The 20,385-nt window shown below is 53.5% G+C and carries 12 protein-coding genes; 8 read left to right on the top strand and 4 right to left on the bottom strand.

Translation table 11 applies throughout. The features are described 5' to 3' along the window. Window positions 1-20: 20 nt before the first annotated feature. Window positions 21-905 carry a helix-turn-helix domain-containing protein gene (locus E9954_RS10595; RefSeq protein WP_136079145.1) on the bottom strand — a complete coding sequence of 295 codons (885 nt, stop codon included), beginning with the start codon at window positions 903-905 and terminating at the stop codon, window positions 21-23. Between the two features lie 225 nt (window positions 906-1,130). On the opposite strand from E9954_RS10595, the gene E9954_RS10590 reads away from it, so the two are divergent. Together E9954_RS10590 and E9954_RS10585 are read left to right on the top strand one after the other, a co-directional pair. Then, window positions 1,131-2,174 (top strand): L-rhamnose/proton symporter RhaT, encoded by a 1,044-nt coding sequence (locus E9954_RS10590; RefSeq protein WP_136079144.1) that lies wholly within the window; start codon window positions 1,131-1,133, stop codon window positions 2,172-2,174. A gap of 110 nt (window positions 2,175-2,284) precedes the next feature. Next, a complete protein-coding gene (locus E9954_RS10585; RefSeq protein WP_136079143.1) occupies window positions 2,285-3,691 on the top strand; it encodes an L-fucose/L-arabinose isomerase family protein in 1,407 nt (468 codons plus the stop codon). Between the two features lie 66 nt (window positions 3,692-3,757). Here the strand turns inward: E9954_RS10585 and E9954_RS10580 are convergent, their stop codons facing one another. The 3 genes from E9954_RS10580 to E9954_RS10570 all read right to left on the bottom strand — a co-directional run bounded on the left by E9954_RS10580 (window position 3,758) and on the right by E9954_RS10570 (window position 7,088). After that, window positions 3,758-4,393, bottom strand: a complete 636-nt coding sequence (locus E9954_RS10580) for a response regulator transcription factor (RefSeq protein WP_136079142.1) — start codon at window positions 4,391-4,393, stop codon at window positions 3,758-3,760. 97 nt (window positions 4,394-4,490) lie between these two features. Continuing rightward, a complete protein-coding gene (locus tag E9954_RS10575; protein WP_136079141.1) occupies window positions 4,491-5,087 on the bottom strand; it encodes a hypothetical protein in 597 nt (198 codons plus the stop codon). A gap of 57 nt (window positions 5,088-5,144) precedes the next feature. After that, window positions 5,145-7,088, bottom strand: coding sequence for a sensor histidine kinase (locus E9954_RS10570; protein ID WP_136079140.1), 1,944 nt, complete (start codon window positions 7,086-7,088; stop codon window positions 5,145-5,147). Between the two features lie 136 nt (window positions 7,089-7,224). On the opposite strand from E9954_RS10570, the gene E9954_RS10565 reads away from it, so the two are divergent. From E9954_RS10565 to E9954_RS10540, 6 genes are all read left to right on the top strand, one after another. After that, window positions 7,225-8,811 carry a hypothetical protein gene (locus tag E9954_RS10565; protein WP_136079139.1) on the top strand — a complete coding sequence of 529 codons (1,587 nt, stop codon included), beginning with the start codon at window positions 7,225-7,227 and terminating at the stop codon, window positions 8,809-8,811. 416 nt (window positions 8,812-9,227) lie between these two features. Then, the gene (locus E9954_RS10560; RefSeq protein WP_136079138.1) at window positions 9,228-10,037 is read left to right on the top strand and encodes a PEP-CTERM sorting domain-containing protein; all 810 of its coding nucleotides are present in this window, start codon (window positions 9,228-9,230) and stop codon (window positions 10,035-10,037) included. A 294-nt stretch (window positions 10,038-10,331) separates the two neighbouring features. Then, entirely contained in the window at window positions 10,332-14,057 is a 3,726-nt protein-coding gene (locus E9954_RS10555; RefSeq protein ID WP_136079137.1) for a glycoside hydrolase family 2 TIM barrel-domain containing protein, read from the top strand. 248 nt (window positions 14,058-14,305) lie between these two features. After that, on the top strand, window positions 14,306-15,742 hold the full coding sequence (locus E9954_RS10550) for an arylsulfatase (RefSeq protein ID WP_222847139.1): 1,437 nt from the start codon (window positions 14,306-14,308) through the stop codon (window positions 15,740-15,742). 277 nt (window positions 15,743-16,019) lie between these two features. Then, window positions 16,020-17,279: an FAD-dependent oxidoreductase gene (locus E9954_RS10545; protein ID WP_136079136.1), complete on the top strand. Its 1,260-nt coding sequence runs from the start codon at window positions 16,020-16,022 to the stop codon at window positions 17,277-17,279. A 188-nt stretch (window positions 17,280-17,467) separates the two neighbouring features. Beyond that, the gene (locus E9954_RS10540; protein WP_168442151.1) at window positions 17,468-20,365 is read left to right on the top strand and encodes a glycosyl hydrolase; all 2,898 of its coding nucleotides are present in this window, start codon (window positions 17,468-17,470) and stop codon (window positions 20,363-20,365) included. Window positions 20,366-20,385: the final 20 nt, after the last annotated feature.

Here is a 20,385-nt window from a genome sequence, read left to right as displayed (position 1 = left end):
AGCCGGGACAACATGAAAAATCAATGCTGGTCTGTGCGGTAGTGCAGGGGGGAGATGCCGGTTTTCTTTTTGAAGAGGCGGGAAAAGTAGTAGATCGACTCGAAGCCGAGCTGTGCGGCGATGTCGGCGACGGAGAGCGGACTGTTGCGCAGGAGTCGACGGGCTTTGTTGAGCCGAATCTGAATCTGGTACTGCCCGGGCGGCAGGCCGGTGATCTGCTTGAAGCGGTGGCGGAAGGCGGAATAGCTGATGCCGAGTTCGCCGGCGAGTTCCGGGAAGTCAATCGACTGTTCGGCGTTTTTCAAAATATGTAAACGGGCTTGGCGGATGAGGGTTTCCGTTTCGCGCGCTTCAGCGCTGCTGTAGCGCAGGCGCGCCAGGATGCGGGCAACAATCTGCGAGGCTTGCGTGGCGATAATATGCTCGAATCCGGGCGACTGGGTTTGTGTGGCTTCGGCTATCTCGATGAACAGCCGCAGGATCTGGTCGTCGGCGCCGATGGAGTGCACCGGCTTCTTTAGCGAAAACTCGTCGTGACCCATGATGCGTCGCGCCTGTTCGCCGTCAAATTCCACCCAGTATTCATCCCAGCCCGTTGCCGGATCGGGCTGGTAACAGTGCCATTCGTCGGGATGCACCATAAACAGATCGCCTTCGTTGATCGTGTGTGCGCCTCCAGAGCGCGATTCAAAGGTGCCGCCGCCACGGGTGATGTAGACGAGCGTATAGCTGTCGAGCGTGCGGCCGCTGGTCACCGACATGTGATCATCGGGGTGCTGTCCGGGCGGATAGGGGGTGTTGGGCGGAATGACCGTGTAGCCGGCATCCAGGATAAACAATCCCCATTCCTCCGCTTCGGGCGAATGCGGAAGGTAGCAGGACCAAGCTTTTTCGTTTCTGTTCATTAAAAGTCATAATGTGCAAAAATGATGCCATTCTGTCCATTGTTAAATTTGGGCGGGGTGGTACTTTTTGTTATGTAACCGGTTTGGAAGAGTCGAAGTAGATTGCCGATTTTTTTGCCGGTAGCTTCTGCACTTTTAATCGGCAATCATCAATCGGCAATAGGTTGTCGAAGCGGTTGGTGATGGATCATAAAAGAACAAGAAGTTTGGGATAAAGGAGCTAACATGGTTGCGTTGGGTATATTTTTGCATGCGGTGGGCGGATTTGCGGCGGGGAGTTTTTATCTGCCGTTGAAAAAGGTTCGCGAGTGGTCGTGGGAGAGCGGCTGGCTGGTGAACGGGTTCTTTTCGTGGATCATTGCGCCGCTGGTGGTGGCGCTGCTGACGGTGCCCGAACTCTTCGGCACCATTCTAAGTACGCCGACAGCCGCACTGGGGTGGACGTTTCTGTTTGGCCTGCTTTGGGGCATCGGCGGGCTGACGTTCGGGTTGTCGGTCCGCTATCTGGGCATGTCGCTCGGCTACGGCGTGGCGCTGGGATTCTGCGCAGCCTTCGGGACGCTGGTTCCGGCGATTTATGACGGCAGCATCATCACGTTGCTTACAACCGGCCCCGGCTGGGTGGTGCTCTCCGGCATTCTGGTTTGCCTGATCGGCATAGGGGTATGCGGTTACGCGGGACATCTGAAGGAGTCCGCGTTGACGAAAGAGGAAGAGGATAAACAGGATTTCCATCTCGGACGCGGGCTGCTGGTGGCCGGATTTGCCGGGCTGATGAGCGCTTGCATGGCGTTTGCCTTCGCGGCGGGTAAGCCTGTTGCAGAAGCAGCGGCCGCATCCGGCACCGCAGGTCTTTGGGTAAACAATGCCGTTCTCGTGGTGGTGTTGCTTGGCGGCTTTACCACCAATGCGGTCTGGTGTGGATACCTCCTCCGCTCGAACGGAAGCTGGAAAGATTTATCCAGCAAGGATGCACCTCTAAAGAAAAACTACAGTTTCGCGGCGCTCGCGGGGGTCACCTGGTATCTACAGTTCATGTTCTACGGGATGGGTTCGACTAAAATGGGCGAGTATGATTTCACGAGCTGGACACTGCATATGTCGTTCGTGATCATGGCCAGCAACCTGTGGAGTCTCTATCTGAAGGAGTGGAAGGGCACCGGCCGGAAGGCCATTGGAACCCTTGTCTTCGGCATTTTGGTCATCGCCTTTTCCACGGTACTCATTGGGCTTGGTAACTATCTGCAAGGTGCAGGGGGCGGACACTAGTACGCCGTCAGGGATTAAATTTCGCGTCTTTGCGGTCAAAAAAAAGCAGTAGTTGTTCGGGCATCAGAATTTAAGGAAATTATTTTTAAACAAACGCAGGAGAAATAATCATGAAGGCAGGAATTTTTTCAATCGGACTCGACACGTACTGGCCGCAGTTTGACGGATTGCTCGACAACCTGAACGGTTATCATGCCGAAATCCGCGACCGCATTGGGGACATGGGCGCGGAGCTTGTCGATGCCGGCATGGTGGACAACGTCGAAAAGGCGGGCGCGGCGGCGGAGCTCTTCAAGAAAGAGGATGTCGAGGTGATCTTCCTCTTCATTTCCACCTACGCGCTCTCGTCGACCGTGCTGCCAGTGGTGCAGAAAACCAAGGTGCCGGTGGTGATGCTCAATCTGCAGCCGGTGGCGCAACTCGATTACGAAAAGTTTAACGCACTCGGCGATCGCGGCGTCATGACCGGTGTTTGGCTCGAACACTGTCAGTCCTGCTCCGTGCCGGAGCTGGCTTGTGTTTTTAACCGGACGGGAATCGACTACCACGTCGTGACCGGCTACCTCCAGGAAGAGGAAGCGTGGCAGGAGATTCAGGATTGGGTGGACGCCGCCAACGTCGCCGCTGGGATGCGCGAAAACCGGGTCGGTGTGCTCGGCCACTACTACTGCGGCATGCTCGATGTCTATTCCGACCTGACTCAGCAGTCGGCCACCTTCGGCAATCATTTCCAACTCTTGGAAATGTGCGAGGTGTATGAGCTGCGCAAAGCGGTGACGGATGACGAAGTTGCTACAAAAGTGGCTGAGCTTAATGAGAAATTTGAAGTCTCGGCCGAGTGCGAGCAGGCTGAAATCGAGCGGGCGGCAAAGACTTCCGTTGCGCTCGATAAGCTGATCGATAAACACAACCTCGGTTCCATGGCCTATTATTATGAAGGCGCGGGCGAATATGAAAACATCGTTACTTCTGTCATTGCAGGCAACACGCTCTTAACCGGTCGCAATATTCCGGTCGCGGGCGAGTGCGAAGTGAAGAATGTGCAGGCGATGAAAATCATGGATCTGTTCGGCGTCGGCGGTTCCTTCTCCGAATTCTATCTCTCTGATTTCGTCGATGATGTCGTTTATCTCGGTCACGACGGGCCGGCGCATTTCGCGATTTCCGAAGGACGCGTCGCACTCGTTCCGTTGTCGGTCTATCACGGCAAGCCCGGCAAAGGGCTTTCGGTTCAGATGACCGTCCAGCACGGACCGGTCACAATTCTTTCCGTGGTGACGCGCCGCGACGGCTCTGTCTTTCTCCAGTTTGCGGAAGGCGAATCCGTTCCAGGGCCGATCCTGCAGATCGGCAACACCAACAGCCGCTACAAATTCAGCATTGGCGCCAAAGGCTTCATGAACGACTGGTCCAAAGGCGGGCCCGCGCACCACTGTGCGATCGGCGTGGGCCATATCGGCGACAAAATCGAAAAACTCGGCGCACTGCTCGGTATTGAAGTGAGTCGAATTTGTTGATGGATAAACGTTGGGCGTACTGAAGGTTGCGTACATTTTTCCATCATTTTAATTGCCGGATGTAGGTTAAATCAGCCCTTGGCGGGTGGCTTTGGCGACGGCGGCGGTGAGGTTGGGCACGTCGAGTTTCTTGAACGTTCCGCGGATGTGAAAGCAGACGGTGTGGTAGCTCAGCTCCAGTTTCTCCGCCACCTCCTTTTGAGCGAAGCCCTGCGCGAGGAGTTTGAGGATTTGGATTTCGCGCGGAGAGAGCGGGTTCTTTTCCGTGGCATCGTGGCCGCACAACACGCTGAGCACAACGCGCGAAAGCTGGGCGTCGATATAGGTCCCTCCCTCGGCAATGGCTCGGATGACTTCGCGGATTTTATCGATGGATGCGCCTTTAATCAGATAGCCCGCCGCGTCGAGGTGAAACGCTTCAAGCGCGGTTCGAAAATCGCTGTCTTGCGTCAGCACAATGACGTCGGTTTCGGGGGCCGTTTCTTTAAGTAGCGGAAGCATTTTGAGGCCGTGCTCGCCGGGCAGATTGAGATCGAGCAAGAGAATGTCGGGTTTTTTGAGAGCCGACCCTTTGAGTGCTTTAAGGTAGGCTTCCGTGGAAGGAAAGCTTCCGAGGCAGGTCATATCGTCCGTCAGTTTAATAATTTTCAGGAGCGATTTCCGGTACGACTCGTTATCTTCTACAATGGCTATTTTTATCATAAGATTTTAATGTAAAAGGTACGTTGTCCCGCCTTTAGGCGGTCATTCCGCAGAGCCGCCTAAAGGCGGGACAACGTACCTTTTCTACATACCTTCTTTAATCCCATTTCTCTCCCATATCCAAAACAGGATACGTCTCCCAAAGCTCAAGACAGGTTTCTCTCCCGAGGGTTTCTACAAAGGCTCCGGCACTCGAAAATTCCCATTCCTGCCATTTTTTAACATATCCATGCTTTACTGGATTGTTGTGAATATAATTACAGGCCGCATAAAAATGCGCTTTTGAACGGATTCTTCGGTCGGCGCATTTACTCCAGCACGTACGCCCCTGTAACTTTTCCTCTCGATTCCACTGAAACGACGCCTTTCCGTGCAACACACCGAGTTTTTTCGTTAACCCTTTTAAGTCAGCAGTCAGAGCCAAAATATGCCAGTGGTTTGGAAGCACACACCAGGCATAAATTTCATCCGCATTTTCTTCGAAAAATGAAATCAGCTGTGATGAAAAGCTCAACATTCGTTCATAAGAATAACCGATGATCGGTTTGTGCTCATAGCATGCACCGGAAAGATGAAAGCGGGTGGGGGAATCGCATTTAAAATGTGGAGGGGAATGCATCGGCCGAGAAAGCTGTTCTCGGAACTGCAATAGCTCTGATTGCTGTTCTTTATTTAGTTTTCGCCATGTATACATTTTTCTTTATCTCATTCGCCGCCTAAAGGCGGGACAACATACCTTTCCCACTGCCGCCTAAAGGCGGGACAACGTACCTTTCGACAACGTGCATTTAATCGTCGTGCCTCCCGTTTCGGGGGAAGTGACCTCAATTTTGGCGTTCAGTTTTTTGGCGCGTTTAGCTAAATGGGTCGGCTGGGTGTTCAGCGGCAGCCCTTTACCATTATCACGGATTTCAAGGTGAAGCGCGTGTCCCTTTTTTCGTGTGCGGATTTCCACCGCATCGGCGGCGGCGTGTTTGATAATGTTGTTGAGTACCTCCTTGAAGAAGAGGAGCAGATCCCACTTCTGGATGGGAATCAGTTGGTTGAACTGTTTTTCCGCCTGCAAATCCAGCGTCAGCTCAAAGCCGGAGAGCATTTGACGGGCGGTGTTGCGGAAGCGGTCGATCAGGTCGCCCTGGCTTGAGTTTTTTTCCAGGAACAGGATGAGTGCGCGGGTCTCTTTGGCACTGCGCTCGGCGCTTCCGATAATATCGGCGATCAGCTCGGCCTCATCGTCGCTGTTCTTGCCGGAGGAGAGTTCGGCGAGCAGTTGCGCGGAGTTGGCGATGCTGCTGAGCGTGGCACCCGTTTCGTCGTGCAAATCGTCGGCAATCCGTTCGCGCAGGGCCTGCGTGTTCTTGCGGTGTTGATACCGGTTTCGGAGCAGAAGAAAGAGGAACGAAATCAGCAGAAAAGGGATGGCAAAGAGCAGGTTGCGCACCGTCTCCTTTTGTTGGGCATAGCTGCGTTCCTGCTTGAGGATCAGTTCGGCGTTTTCCTGTTCGAGTTCCGCCCGGCGCGCGAGCTGGAGCAGCCACTTTTTCTGCGGGACAATTGTTCCGAGAATCGATTTGCCGTCGGTCAAAACCGTGGGCTTTATTTTGTGGATTTCACCTATTTTTAAAGGGGTGGCGGTCTCGAACGGGATTCCGGTCAGCCGGTTTATGCCGTTGTGCAGCAGTTCAATTTCGGAGAGCGATATCATCGGCGATCCGCTTCTGCGTGGGTCTTTCCGTCCTTCTTTCAGTGTGATTTGAACGTAGCGCCCTGTGATCGATTTAAGTTTTTTACAGAGCGGAGCGTTGCTTACATAGGTGGGGTGCTTTGCATTTGAGATGATCCGGGTGACGGCGTTTTCAAAAGAGGGTGAGTCAGAGACCTTGAGCAAAATTTCTTTTGGAAACCCGATGCTGGCCGAATGTGGATTCAAAAACTGCGGGTTGAGATTATTTGGATAAAAGCGCGCCCCGTTCAGGGTTTGCGTTTTCCCGAGATCGAAGAAAAGCTGAAGCTGCGCTTCGAACGAAGTAAACTGGCGGAACGGTTTGCCGGTCGCCGGATCAATGGGCGGGAAATAGGAATAGCCGTCCACCAGATAATCGGGGTCGAAAACGAAGGGGGAACGAAAGGGGCTTTCGCTGTCAACCGCCGCGTTGAGCGCCATGTTTTCTTCGCCCGAAAAAACCAGCAGCTCGTTCAGCATGAAAATAGGCAGTTTTGAAAACCAGACGTTTCCAGGGCTCAGTTTTGTAACGCTCAACGTGAGGCTTTTCACGGGGCGCGGGTCGGCGATCTTGAAAATGACCGGAGCGATGCCCGGGCAGAGAAAATCGGACTGCGTATGATCCGCAATCAGGAGGGTTTCGTTTTCCGGCGTTTGTGCTTCGATCTTAAAGCGGAGCGGAAATCCGCGGGCGACATACTCGTTTTTGTTGTTCAGGAAATTTACCGGAACCAGCACAACCGTATCGGCCGGCTTCGGCTCGGGAAACGCAATCGTGATGCGATCACCCGTCCGCTGGTTTTCCGCAACTTTAGAGAGATAGCCCAGCGTCGGGATGAGCGTATCGATTTTAAGGCGCGGCAGTTTTTCCAGTTGGGCTGCGGTAGCTGTTCGCTCGGCCTCCAAGCGGTTTTGCTCCGGGGTGCAGCCCAGGAGCAATGCGCTGGTTACGATATAAAGTGCGGATTTCATTCCGCTAAAAGAGCAGAAAATCCGGAGAAATGGAAGCCCGCACACTCCTACTGATTTCAGTAGGTTGTGCGATTTCGAAAATCGGGTAAATTGATATCTGTAGTTAATGGTTAACTACTACCAAAAGGAGAATGAAATGAAGAGAATACTGATAGGACTGATCATGATGGGTTTGGCCGGTGTGGCGCATGCCATTATATACACGGATGCTAGCGGGGATCATTTGTGGTCAAACACCAACAACTGGGACACGCTAGCGCTTCCCGCAGGAAGCGATAACGTAGTTGCTACTAACCAAACGATTCTGATCGATGCAGGTACTGCCGAGGCAAAAGCTCTTACTTTAGTTGGCTCCACTCTTACCGTTGATAGTGGGGCTACGCTTGATATGAGAGCTTTCTTTCAACCCGACAACCAGACCGTGACGAACAATGGGACTATTGCGTCGTTTCTCGCCATCAACCATAATGGCACATTTGTTAATACGGGGACGGTGATTGTGGAGGGAAATACAAAAAACCCCGACCAAGGTATTAAATTCGAATCGGGTACCTTTACTATGTTGGGCGGAACCTTTACTGCTTCTACTTTTGGTGTTGGTATACTCACTGCAACTGGCACTGACGGTCTGCTGAATGTGCATGGCGGTACGATGACGTTCGGTGATACGGACTTTTTTGACATAAGTAATACTAGCACTTACGGAAACTACTTCATCGATGTGGCCAACGACGGCGCGCTGATTATTGAAGGCACGAATATGGTGAGTTATTTCCAGAGTGCTATTTCGTCTAATTTGCTCACCGGCGTCACGTCGGATCAGGTTGTTTTTGATGGTTCAGACACGATCGTTAGCAGCGTGGAGGTGCCGCCGGCCTTTACATCGGTCATTTATTCAAATGATTTTGCCGGAGCCGAATTCAAGGCGACCGGAGTCACAACCACTAGCAACGGAGTGGAGATTAGCGGTGGCACATTATCGGTCACCAACTCGTCAGGAGGGGCCAGCACGGATGGTTTCAGCATTAATCTCAGCGCGTTGGATCTGGATAACGACAGCTCCGTGACCGGACTCAAAATCACCGCTGTGATGAGGGTTGACGGCGGTCAACTGTCCGGCTTCGGCTTTGCCGATTCCGCCAATGTAAATATGGTCAAGTACGGATTGCCGTGGAGTCGCTTCAGTAGCGGCAATTCTGTTACTGTTCACGCTGGAGTGGGACTCAACAACGGTTCGATAGACAGCACGGCGGCTAATGTGTTTTCCAACGATACTGCATCCGTTTTTGAATTTACCTACTACAAGAACAATACGGCCGACCTCGCCATTGATGGAACGGATTATTTTACCGGGCTGGCTATAAGTCCAGTTGATAGTGCGACGAACGCTGTAACCCCAACGTTGGATTATGCGCATGTTTCCTTTCGGGCCATGTCGACAAATGGCTACTTGAACAGCGTCTTGATCGAGCCCATCCGCGTCGAACTGCCGGAAGATCCGGATCCGATCGGCGACATCACCATGGGCGGTCTCGTCGACGGCGATCTGGTCTTCTCGTGGGGAACATCCGATGGACAGACCTATAACGTCGAAACCAACGCCGACCTGACGATCCCTTCGGGATGGGGCATCCAGGACACGATTATCGGGGATGGGTCTCCCGTTTCGGTTACGAACAGTACGATTCTTGATGAACTGTTCTATAAAGTAACGACTCCATAACCCGGAGTTAAGATCCGGGCGTCCGTTCGGAGGATAGAAGGCGTGTCCGTGCGAAATGCGCGGGCACGCTTTTTTGTACGGCAGCCATGGCATGTAGCAGGGATGAACCTATATCCGGGAATAGAACCGCTAATGGACGCCAATGAACGCTAATAATGAAGAGGTTATGAAAACCAATCCCTTCACCTGAAAAAGTAGAAGAGATACCCCTCCCGAATTTAAGCAAAAAGCCCTGTATCATTGTCCATTCGCGTCTATTGGCGTTCATTCGCGGTTTGTCATCTCCGTTTTTAGGATGAAAGTTCCCTCCGGCCTGCCTTTTTACACCCCTACTGATTTCAGTAGGTTGTGCGATTCTTCTGAGTCGGGTAAATTGGTGCCTGTTTTAACGATAACAACCAACAAAGGAGAATGAAATGAAGAGAGCAATGATAGGGGTGATCATGTTGGGGTTGGCCGGCGTAGCGCATGCCGACCTTATATTTACCAATGCAAGTGGTAACGCATGGAGCACGACTGCGAACTGGCTTGATAAGACCACTGGACTTCCGGTGAGTCGGGTTCCCTTATCCACCGACAAGGTAACTCTTGGTGCCGACGGTGGTCCGGTTCTGGTCGATGCAGCGGGTGCTGCGTCGCACAATCTTACCTTGGGGACCGCTCTTACCATTGGTAGTGCGGGGACACTTAGTTCGAGAGCTGTCATTTTTGGTAGCGCTGCTTCAATTACGAACGCTGGAACTCTTAATATGCAACTTTACATTGGTGTAAATAAATCCAGCTCCGTGTTTGATAATACGGGGGATATCAATAGTACGACAACAGCCGCAGCCTTGAGTATAAAGGAAGGTGGTACCTTCAATATGCTAGACGGAACCTTTGATGCAGTTGGATTGCTTGGTGCAACTGGCAATAGCGGTTTTCTGAACCTGCATGGCGGTACGATGACCTTCACCGATGTGGACTGGTTTGACACAGGTGCTGCCTATTACGGGGGCTACGAAATCGATGTGGCCAACGACGGTGAGTTGATTGTTTCCGGTACGAATATGGTGAGTTATTTCCAGCAAGCTATTACGGATGGGCACCTCACAGGCGTCAATGCGGACCAGGTTTCTTTTGTTGGTGGAAACACCATCGTTGCCATCCCGGAACCGGCCACGATCGGCCTGCTGGGGCTTGGCGCTTCGACCATACTCGTCATCCGCCGCAAGATGATACTCTAGGCAAGCAGGCAGGCATCGAACTGCACAAACCTCTCCCTTCCAGCAGGGGGAGGTTTTTTATATAAATCGGCGAAGCCGATAATGTTCCAGATGTTGGAAACGCTGGGTAAAATGATTCAGAAAAGGTATGTTGTACCGCCTTTAGGCGGCTCTGCGAAATGGCTCTGCGAACTGGCTCTGCGGAAAGGCCGCCTAAAGGCGGAACAACGTACTTTCCCCCTACTGATTTCAGCAGGTTGTGCGCATGCCTGCATTCGGTATACTGGGGTCCGTTTTTATTCATAAAGGAGATAGATGATGTTTTCGAGTCAGAGAGCTTTTTTGGCTGTCGCTATGTTGTTTGCGGTGATGGCTTCGGCAAAATCGGCCGAAACCAAGCCGGAGTGGGCCAACCGGGAGGTGTTTGCCGTAAACCGGCTGCCGTCCCATGCGTTTGCCCACCGTTTCCCGAGTATGGAGACGGCGCGCCCCGAACCGAACTGGGCGATGCCGTATCACCCCGACCGCTATAAGATGCTGAACGGAAACTGGAAGTTTAACTGGAGCGAGAACCCGAAGTCTGCTCCCGCGGACTTTTACAAGCCCAGCTACAGCGTCAAAGACTGGGATGAGATCCCCGTTCCGTTGCCGTGGCAGATTGCCGGGTACGGCGAGCTCTATTATTTCAATACGGGCATGGCGATGGTTTCTCACCCGCGCAATGGACGCGGTGGCGAGACGGGCAACGACCTCGACTTGACCAATGACAAGCAAGTGGGTATGGCCAAAAAGAAAGCGGCGACCGAAGGGTTTGTTCCAACCGAATTCAATCCGGTCGGCAGTTATGTGACCGAGTTTACCGTGCCTGAAAACTGGAACAAAGAGCGGGTGATTCTGCACTTCGGCGGCGTGAAAAGCGCCTTTTATTGCTGGGTCAACGGCAAGCAGGTGGGCTATTCGCAGGACAGTTTCACGCCCGCAGAATTTGACATTACTTCGTTCCTGAAATCGGGTAAAAACCGTCTGGCGGTTAAAGTGATCCGTTGGAGCGACGGAACCTATATGGAAAACCAGGATATGCTCCGCATGAGCGGCATTATCCGCGATGTCTACATCTATCAGACGCCCATGACCCATATCGCGGACTTTTTCCTGATCCCGGAACTGAACGATGAGCTGAGCGCGGGAACGATCAAGCTGGACGTTGACCTGGGCGGTTCGTCTGAGCCGCGCACGGTCGAGTTTGAACTGGTCAACAATCAGACGGGCAAAAGCGTACTCAACAAAGCGGCGAAGTCAAAAGGCGGCAAAGTCCAGATCAATGCATCGGTTGCCAAGCCGGATCTCTGGCACGTAGAGCAGCCGAAACTTTACACCGCATTCCTTACCCTGAAAAAGGGGGACAAGGTCGAAGAAATGCTTCGCCAGGATGTCGGGTTCCGCACGTTTTCGTGGGATGAGTTCGGGAATATGTACCTCAACGGCGCCCGCTATATGATCCGCGGGGTGAACGCGCACGATACGAGTCAGCACACCGGCCGCACCCTCAGTTATGAAGAGATGGTGAAGGATGTCACCACCATGCGCGCGTTGAACATTAACAGCCTGCGGATGGCGCACTACCCGAAAGATATTCGCTATTACGCGCTCTGTAACCGCTACGGCATCGCGGTGGCGGATGAATGCAACATGGAGAGCCATACCTTTGACCGGATCTACGCCGATCCGGCGGTCGAGCCGCTCTATCGTCCGCAGGCCCTGTTCCGCATGAACAACATGGTTCAGCGCGACAAGAACCAGCCCTGTGTGATTATATGGTCCTACGGCAACGAGCAGTTCCCGAAAAACCTGGAAGAGATCCCGACGCTTACGGCGATGGCTGAAGCCACCAAGAAAACCGATCCGACCCGCCCGGGCTTCGCCGAGCGCACCTTCCAAAAGCACAACGACAAGAATACGCATCTCCACAATATCGAGCTCATCGCGCCGATGTACGGCGGGTTCGAGCGTTATCCAAAATGGAACGAGAGCGGGCAGGACCGGCGCCCCTTCTTTATGTGCGAATATGCGCATGCGATGGGTAACTCCATGCCGCGTTTCCAGGAGCAGTGGCACTTCTTTGAAGCCAACCGCGGTATGAACGGCGGATACATCTGGGACTTTGCGGACCAGTCGGTCTTGATGGAAGTGGAGGGCCAGAAGGGTAAGCACTGGACCTATGGCGGCGACTGGGGCGCGTTCGACAACAGCGGCCTGTTTTGTAATAACGGCGTGGTGCTTCCCGACCGTTCCTTCAACGGAAAATCGTATCAGGTTCGCGCGGTGTATCAGCAGGTCCAGTTTGATCCCGCCGATGCGGCCGGCGTAGCGACGATCAAAAACAAGTTCGGCATCCGCAACCTTAACGAGTTCGATTTCCGCTGGGCACTGCTTGAAAACGGAAAAGCGGTCGAGAGCGCGCAAGTGGACTTTGATCTGGCTCCGCTTTCGGAGACCGAGTTTAAAGCGCCATTCAAATATAAGCTCAAAAAGGGACAACGCTATGACATCAACTTCGATGTCGCGCTGAAAGCCGACGAGTTCCGCGGCAAAAAAGGCGACTTTGTGGCGGCGGGCCAGGTTCCGCTTCAGGCCAAAGCCGAGGTGGCGGCCGCTATGCCGAAGGCCGCGCCTAAGATTCAGGCCAAAGGCGACTGGCTGGTGGTCGATATGCCCGGGGAAAGCCAGGCGGTGTTCAATCGCAAAACCGGCTTGCTCGAACAGCTGCGGGTGAAAGGGGAGATGCTCCTCTCGCCCGAGTCCGATTTGCCGGGCATCGAGTTTAACCCGAACGTTTGCTTTACCGACGACCGGACCGTTTGGCAGTCGCCGAATATGAAGAAGGATATTGCCGCCGGTCTCAATGATTTCGTGCGCAAGAACGGCACGGTTAGTGTGGTCGATGCGCCCGCCGGTATGGTTCGGATCAAAGCCGAATGCGACTACTTGGCGAATGGACACGAGTACGGTTTCCGCCATATCGCCTACTATACAATCCTGTCCGACGGCACGATTCAGGTCGATAACGATGTGCGCAAGCTTGATTTGGCTGTCAGCTCCATGCAGATGCGTATCGGCGCCCGCCTGCCACTCAAGAAGGCGTTTGACCGGGTGGAATACGCGGCGCTTGGGCCGTATGAAAACTACAAGACAAGGAGGACCTCCGGGCGTTTTGGGCACTACAAAGCGGATGCCGAGTCGATGAAGGGCCGCTACGTGCGTCCGCAGGAGAGTGGAAACCGAGGCGATCTCGAATGGATGGCCATGCAAAACAAGAAAGGCGTCGGTTTGATGATTATCTCCGACGAAACGGGGAACGGTTCCGTGATGGGGCATACCGCCCAGGAGATGAAACAGGTTCGTCACTGGAGCGCGCTGCCGCAGAGCGATCGTTGGATCCTGCGATATGACGCCGCGCTCTCGGTGTTGAATAAACAGCCGAATCTCGACTTCGCTGATCGGTACCCCTTTAGCTACACGATTCGCCTGCTCGATGGCAGCGAACCGGTCGAAACCCGCGCCGCGCGCCGCGTGCCTGCCGGGGTTAAATATGAGATTTCCAACACGCAGGCGCTGAAGATGGACGGCAAAGTGATCGAGCTGCCCTGCATTTCCGAAAAGGCGAGCGTTGAGTTTAGTGGGCTCAAGGAATCAAAATATGTCGACACACTGCTGACCACCCAGAGCGCGACCGCTGCGTTCATCTCAAACAAAGCGAACGATCCGTGGGTGATTGTCGATTTGGGCGCAGCGCAAAAAATCCGTGCGGTGACGATTCTAAACCGCATGGATGGTGGAATGAAGCACGCCAAGAATTTGCACGTTTGGGTTTCCAGCGATAAGCAGAAATGGAAGCAAGTGTTCCAGGGCGAAGAGGCGCAAAAAGATTGGACGATTTCGGTGAATCCGGCGAAGGAAGCTCGCTACGTAAAAGTGGGGCTGGTAGGTGATCGGGTGACCTTTAGCCTCAAAGGCATTAAAATCTTCGGCGAAGCCAAGTAAAAGAGACGCACTCTACCCAGTTCCAGCTCAGCGAATTTAAATTAGTTTAGTAAGGAGATAAAATGAGTAAGAAAAAGGTACGTTGTCCCGCCTTTCGTGTCCACCATAGCCCTTGGGCGACGGCTGGAAGGCGGAAGATGAGCATGGGAATGCTCTGTTTAATAGGCGCGGTCTGTTCCTTTGGCGGGCAGGTTTCTATGGGTGGAGCGTCACGCTCCCCCCTTCGAGAACCTCAGGACAGGCCGAATGTGATTTATATTCTGGCGGACGATCTCGGCTACGGCGAGGTCGGGTATAACGGGCAGAAAAAGATCAAAACGCCGGAGCTCGACGCGATGGCTAAAGCGGGAATGAAGTTTCCCGCTCACTACACCGGGAATGCGGTTTGTGCGCCGTCGCGCTGTTCACTGATGACGGGAAAGCATCCGGGAAATGCTTATATTCGAGCCAACAGCAAGCTCTACCCGAACGGGCAAACGCCGATTCCGGAAGATTCGGAAACCGTCGCCAAGCTGATGCAACGTGCGGGCTACGAAACCGCGCTGATTGGAAAGTGGGGGCTCGGTGGCGTGCTGGAAAACGTGGATAATCCGGTGCTGAACAGCGGCCATCCGCACAAGCAGGGGTTTGACTATTTCTTCGGCTATGCCGATCAGCGAAGGGCGCACAAGTATTATCCCGATTTTCTGTGGCGCAACACCGAGCGGGTGATGCTCAATAATAAAGCCAACGGTGCGGATAGCGATAACGATTACAGTCACGACCTGATGACCGAAGAGGCGGTGACGTGGATTACCGAAAACAAAGATAAACCGATGTTCCTTTATCTGGCCTACTGCATTCCGCACACGGAATGGCGAGTGCCAGATCTCGGCGAATATGCCGATAAGGACTGGCCCGAAGAACATTTCAAAATCCAGGCGGCGATGGTTTCGCGGATGGATCGCGATATCGGGCGTGTTAAGCGCTTGCTCGAAGAGCTCGGCATTGCGGACAACACGCTGATCATGTTCAACTCCGATAACGGCACACACGCCCTGAAAGGAACGCGCGAGTTTTTCGAGGCGACCGGCGGGCTCAAAAAATCGAAACGCTATGTGTATGAGGGCGGAATCCGCTCGCCGATGTTCGCCTATTGGCCCGGCAAAGTTCCCGCCGGAACCACCTCCGATCACATCTCTGCCTTTTGGGATTTTCTGCCGACGATGGCGGAGTTTACGGGTGAGCCGGTTAACGGCCCGACCGACGGCATTTCGATGCTGCCGACGCTGCTTGGGTTGCCGGAAAAGCAGAAGCAACATAAATATCTTTACTGGGAAAACTATGCCGGTCGCCCCTCAGCGGCGGTGCGGATGGGGAACTGGAAAGGGGTTGTGCCAGATTTCAGATACCCAGAAAAGATTGAGCTCTACAATCTGGAAGGCGACGAGCTTGAAAACCAGAATGTGGCGAAGCAACATCCCGAGGTGATGAGCCAGATCAAAGAAATTATGGCCGAAGCGCATACACCGAGCCCGTTGTTTGATATAAAATTCGATGGATTTTACAATGTTGAAGAGGCTTGCCGGATCAACGGCGTTAAAGTGATCAATCCCGAAGAGCAGAAGTTAAAGAAGCAGGCCGAGAAAAAGAAAAGGCAGCTTGAGGCGAAGAAGAAAAAGCAGAGCGCGAATAAGAAGAAATAGAGTTCTACATAGCGTCTAGGATTCAAAGTTTAAATGCAACGGATTGCTTGGCTGTATCGTTTTAGACTGGATAACAGGATTATCTGGATTTGATCCGGTAAATCAGAAAGCATGCGAGCACCGGAATGGAAATGAAACGAGGTCAATTTATAAAAAAATTGTGGCGTGCCAGCTGTGATTGAACAGGATTCATTCAGAACCATCATGTATATCCTGTTCATCCTGTAAAAAAAAGCGTTCGCACCGTTTCCGTAGAAATATAAAAAGGAGCATAACTATGAAAAACATTAGACGACGTAAATTTATGCAGCTCTCCGCGCTGGGTCTCGCGGCGGGTGCTGTCGCGAAAGCTGACGGCCTGGTTCCCGTTGCGCCAACAAAGAAAGCGGATGCATCGCTTAAAAACGAGGTGGACGTGTTGGTGGTCGGCGGCGGAACCGCCGGTGTGGTTGCCGCGATTCAAGCAGCGCGAGCGGGCGCAAAGACGATGATCGTAGAGCGCGGGACGCAGTTGGGCGGAACGATGACCACCGGCGGCGTGGCGTGGCCCGGAATCTTTGGCGCGTGGGGCAAGCAGGTGATCGGCGGAATCGGCTGGGAGCTGGTGAAAGAGAGCGTCGAACTCGATGGCGGCGAAATGCCCGACTTTTCGGTTTATCTGAAACCGCACTGGAAAAACCAAGTCATGATCAACCAATTCCTCTATGCGCTGCTGGCCGAGGAAAAGTGCGAAAAAGCGGGCGTGGATATCGCAACCTACGAATTTCCAACTCAGGTGACTAAAACGGGTAAAGGCTGGACGGTCACCTGTGCCGGATTCGGGACGCAGCGTACGGTGAACTGTAAGCAGATCATTGACTGTACCGGCGGTGCCGCAGTGGTGGGGCTGATCGGGGGCGAGCGCTTGCGCGAAGCAGAGACTCAACCCGGCTCCTATCTCTTCAAGATAGGCAAACCGCTTGATCCCGGTCGGGGACAGTGTAAGCGCTTTGCTGTCGAGGGGGCCGATTCGACCAACTCTCGCACGGTAACAGCTGCGAATCTCTTTGGTCGAAAAATGCTTCTTGAACGGTTGCGCGGCAACCCTAAAAAGCAGCTCATGCATATGCAGCCCGAAACCTCGTTCCGCGAGAATTATCGCATTATGGGCGAAGCGTTTATTACCGAGGCGGATTACGTCGCCGGCAAGTCGTATGACGATGGGGTCTGTAATGCCTTTTATCCGATTGATCTCCACACCATGTCGGGGCTGAAGGGCAAAAAATTGAAGTCAGGCATTGTGCCGATCATTCCGTTGGGCGCGCTGATCCCGAAAGGCTGTAAGAATATTATGGTGGCGGGCCGTTGCGTATCGAGCGACCGCATGGCCAACTCCGCGTTGCGCGTTCAGGCGCCTTGTATGGCGATGGGTCAGGCGGCAGGAGCCGCCGCGGCGCTGGCGGTTGAGAAGCAGACCACGCCGGGCGCGGTTCCGCTTCCCGAACTCAGAGCGCTGCTGGAAAGGAACGGCGCCATCTGGGCCGGAGAATCCATCTAAAAAAAACGTCCACCCATTGGAGCTTTTATTCCAGACCTTGGAAAACGTGAAAGGCGGGACGACATACCGCCTCCCCCTACTGATTTCAGTAGGTTTCGCGATCTTCTGAGTCGGGTATATTAGATGCTGTTTTTATTCCACTGCATTCTTGCAGGAGCATGATGAAAAATTCTGGACGACGTAAACATATGAAGAAAAAAACGATCATCAAACTGGCGGGCTTGTGCCTGGTTGTGGCGGGTGCGCGCGCCGATATCGCGCCGGAATCATTTATGAATCCGCCCGACTCCGCCAAGCCCGGCACCTTCTATTTCTGGATGAACGGGCACGTTTCCAAGCCGGGCATCACCAAGGATCTCGAGGCCTTCAAAAAGGTGGGCATCCGCAGCTTTGTTACGTTTGATATCAATTGGTTTATTCCGCATGGGGGAGTGACCTACAATTCTGACGAATATCACGACTGTTTGGATCACGCCGCGTCCGAAGCCGATCGACTCGGGTTGGAAATGGCGATGAAAAACTGTTCCGGCTGGACCTGTTCCGGCGGGCCCTGGATCATGCCGGAACACTCGATGAAAACCGTGGTCTGGACCGAGGCCCGGGTTAAGGCGGGCGACAAGTCGGTTCAGCTGAAGCAACCCGAAGCTACGCGTGAGTTCTATCGCGATATCGCCGTGCTGGCGTTCCCCACGCCGAAGAATAACGACTACCGCCTCGAAAACTGGATCGGCAAGTCGCTGAACGACAAAAAGTCGATGGAGCTCCTTAAAATGAAGGCGGTGCAATACAATATGTTTGCTCCGCAGACTGCGGCATCCCCTCAAGACGCGTTGATTTCGCCGGAGGAGGTAATCATCCTTTCGGACAAAATGGATTCATCCGGGAAGCTGAACTGGAAACCGAAATCCGGCGACTGGACTGTTCTGCGCTTCGGCTACACCAGTACGGGCATAGAAAACAAACCGCCGTCGGATGGCGCGAAAGGGTTGGAAATCGATAAAATGAGCCGAGCCGCCGCCGATGTGCATTGGAAAAATTTACTGGATCGGGTGGCCGCGACCGCGAAAAAACACGAATCCTTCCAGTCGATCACCATCGATAGCTGGGAAGTACATCATCAGAACTGGACCGACGGATTTGACAAACTCTTCGAAGAGCGCAATGGGTATGATTTGATTCCCAAATTGCTCTGCCTCAGCGGTCGGGTGCTGGAAAGTACCGAAACTACCGAGCGCGTTCTTTGGGATCTGCGCCGGACTATCAGCGATTTGGTGTACGAGAATTATTTCCTCTATTTCTACGAAAAATGTCACGCTAACGGCCTCGATTTGATGGCGGAACCCTACGGCCCGGGTCCGTTCGATACTTCGCGTGTGGCGAAGCTGGTCGATTGGCCGATGACCGAGTTTTGGTTTAATACGCAAAAAATAAACCAAGTGTCAAAAGGGTGGAGCTGGACCAGCCAGGTGGTCGGGGGCGCTGTACGGCTGAGCGGCAAAAAAGTACTAGGCGCCGAGTCCTATACGCGTAGCCATGGCGACTGGACCGCGCATCCCTATCTGATGAAAACGACGGGCGACCGGATGTTCTGTCAAGGGGTCAACCGTTTTATATTTCACACGTCGGTGCATCAGGCGTTCCGCGATGATGTGAAGCCCGGCGTAACCCACGGGCGGTTCGGATTCCAGAACCATCGCAACAACACCTGGTTTTATGAAGGCGAGGCGTGGATTAAATACATCACGCGTTGTCAGCACATTCTGCAAACCGGAGACCATGTCTCCGACCTGTTGGCACTTGAAGGCGAAGAGCGCGCCTTCCGCTCTTTTGCGGGAAGCGAAGGGCTCGATTTAGACGGGGTTAGGGGGCACAAGATTGATTTTGGGGAAATCGGCACCCTTGACGAATTGTCGGTGGACAAAGAAGGCTTTCTGCGCGCGAGTTATAAAGGGAAGCTGTTGCCCAACCGCTATAAAATGCTGGTAGTAAACAAGGCTTCACTGATGAGCGTGGAAACCGCCCGGAAACTGGGCGAACTGGCGGAGCAGGGCGTTCCCGTGTTTGCCGCGCGACCGATCCGTACCCCGCACTTTACGAATGCAAAACGCAATGATGCCGAACTGCAAAAGCTCGTCGCAACATATTGGGATTCCGGCAAGATCCAGGACCCGAACGACGTCAAGCAGGCGCTGGATAAAATCGGCGCGGATTGCGAACTGCCCGACCAGATGGAATATGTGCACCACAAGCTGAATGGCGCCGACTATTATTTTGTGAGCAATCAGACGTTTGGCGAACGCCAGGAACGGATTCGCTTCCGCCAAAGCGGCAAACAGCCCGAATTGTGGCATCCGGAAACGGGCGAGATTGAACCGGCGCAAAACTGGCGCATAACCCAGGACGGGCGAACAGAGGTTGAACTCCAGCTGGAACCCGCCGAATCGGTATTTGTCGTTTTCCGAGAGCCGACCGCCGAAAAAGGTGGCGCAGCGCCCAAAATGGAATATCACGCCGGAGCGGAGCTGAAAGGACCGTGGACCGTCGCATTCTCCCGACCGTTCGGCCCGAAAAAACCGCAGGTTTTCGACAAGCTGATCCCGTGGAATGAACACACGAAAGAGGAGATCAAATACTTCTCTGGCACCGCGAGCTATCGCAAAACGTTCAACCTTTCCGCCATCCCGAATCAGGCGATCTATCTCGACCTCGGTCAGGTGGACGTGATGGCGCGGGTTTTGCTCAACAGCAAAGATCTCGGAGTTTTGTGGAAACCGCCGTTCCGTGTAAACCTTTCCGGCGCGCTTAAAAAAGGCAAAAACGAATTGGAAATCCGCGTCACAAACCTGTGGGTCAATAAACTGATCGGAGAGTCCCGCTTCCCTGAAAGCGGCAAAATCCACGGCGCGGGTGCCTGGCGAAAATACGCCTACCAGAAGTTTCCCGATTGGGTGCTTTCAGAAAAGCCGATCCCGGAGGGGCATCGCAAAACCTTTGCCGTCTGGAGTCACTATGAGGAGGGCGGCGAGCTCCTTCCCTCGGGGCTAACGGGACCTGTCCGTTTGATGGAAATGTCTGAAACCAAATAACTACGAAGGAAAAAAAGAGT

The sequence above is a fragment of the Pontiella desulfatans genome (genome assembly GCF_900890425.1).
Taxonomy (GTDB): domain Bacteria; phylum Verrucomicrobiota; class Kiritimatiellia; order Kiritimatiellales; family Pontiellaceae; genus Pontiella; species Pontiella desulfatans.
The sequence above is the reverse complement of the archived record's forward strand: the minus strand, read 5'-3'. Positions and strand labels throughout refer to the sequence as shown.

What these genes read in the sequence shown, in the direction of transcription:
- E9954_RS10545 (WP_136079136.1), top strand. Translation starts at nt 16,020, where the DNA reads ATGAAAAACATTAGACGACGTAAATTTATGCAGCTCTCCGCGCTGGGT.
- E9954_RS10580 (WP_136079142.1), bottom strand. Translation starts at nt 4,393, where the DNA reads ATGATAAAAATAGCCATTGTAGAAGATAACGAGTCGTACCGGAAATCG.
- E9954_RS10560 (WP_136079138.1), top strand. Translation starts at nt 9,228, where the DNA reads ATGAAGAGAGCAATGATAGGGGTGATCATGTTGGGGTTGGCCGGCGTA.
- E9954_RS10565 (WP_136079139.1), top strand. Translation starts at nt 7,225, where the DNA reads ATGAAGAGAATACTGATAGGACTGATCATGATGGGTTTGGCCGGTGTG.
- E9954_RS10585 (WP_136079143.1), top strand. Translation starts at nt 2,285, where the DNA reads ATGAAGGCAGGAATTTTTTCAATCGGACTCGACACGTACTGGCCGCAG.
- E9954_RS10595 (WP_136079145.1), bottom strand. Translation starts at nt 905, where the DNA reads ATGAACAGAAACGAAAAAGCTTGGTCCTGCTACCTTCCGCATTCGCCC.
- E9954_RS10590 (WP_136079144.1), top strand. Translation starts at nt 1,131, where the DNA reads ATGGTTGCGTTGGGTATATTTTTGCATGCGGTGGGCGGATTTGCGGCG.
- E9954_RS10540 (WP_168442151.1), top strand. Translation starts at nt 17,468, where the DNA reads ATGAAGAAAAAAACGATCATCAAACTGGCGGGCTTGTGCCTGGTTGTG.
- E9954_RS10570 (WP_136079140.1), bottom strand. Translation starts at nt 7,088, where the DNA reads ATGAAATCCGCACTTTATATCGTAACCAGCGCATTGCTCCTGGGCTGC.
- E9954_RS10555 (WP_136079137.1), top strand. Translation starts at nt 10,332, where the DNA reads ATGATGTTTTCGAGTCAGAGAGCTTTTTTGGCTGTCGCTATGTTGTTT.
- E9954_RS10575 (WP_136079141.1), bottom strand. Translation starts at nt 5,087, where the DNA reads ATGTATACATGGCGAAAACTAAATAAAGAACAGCAATCAGAGCTATTG.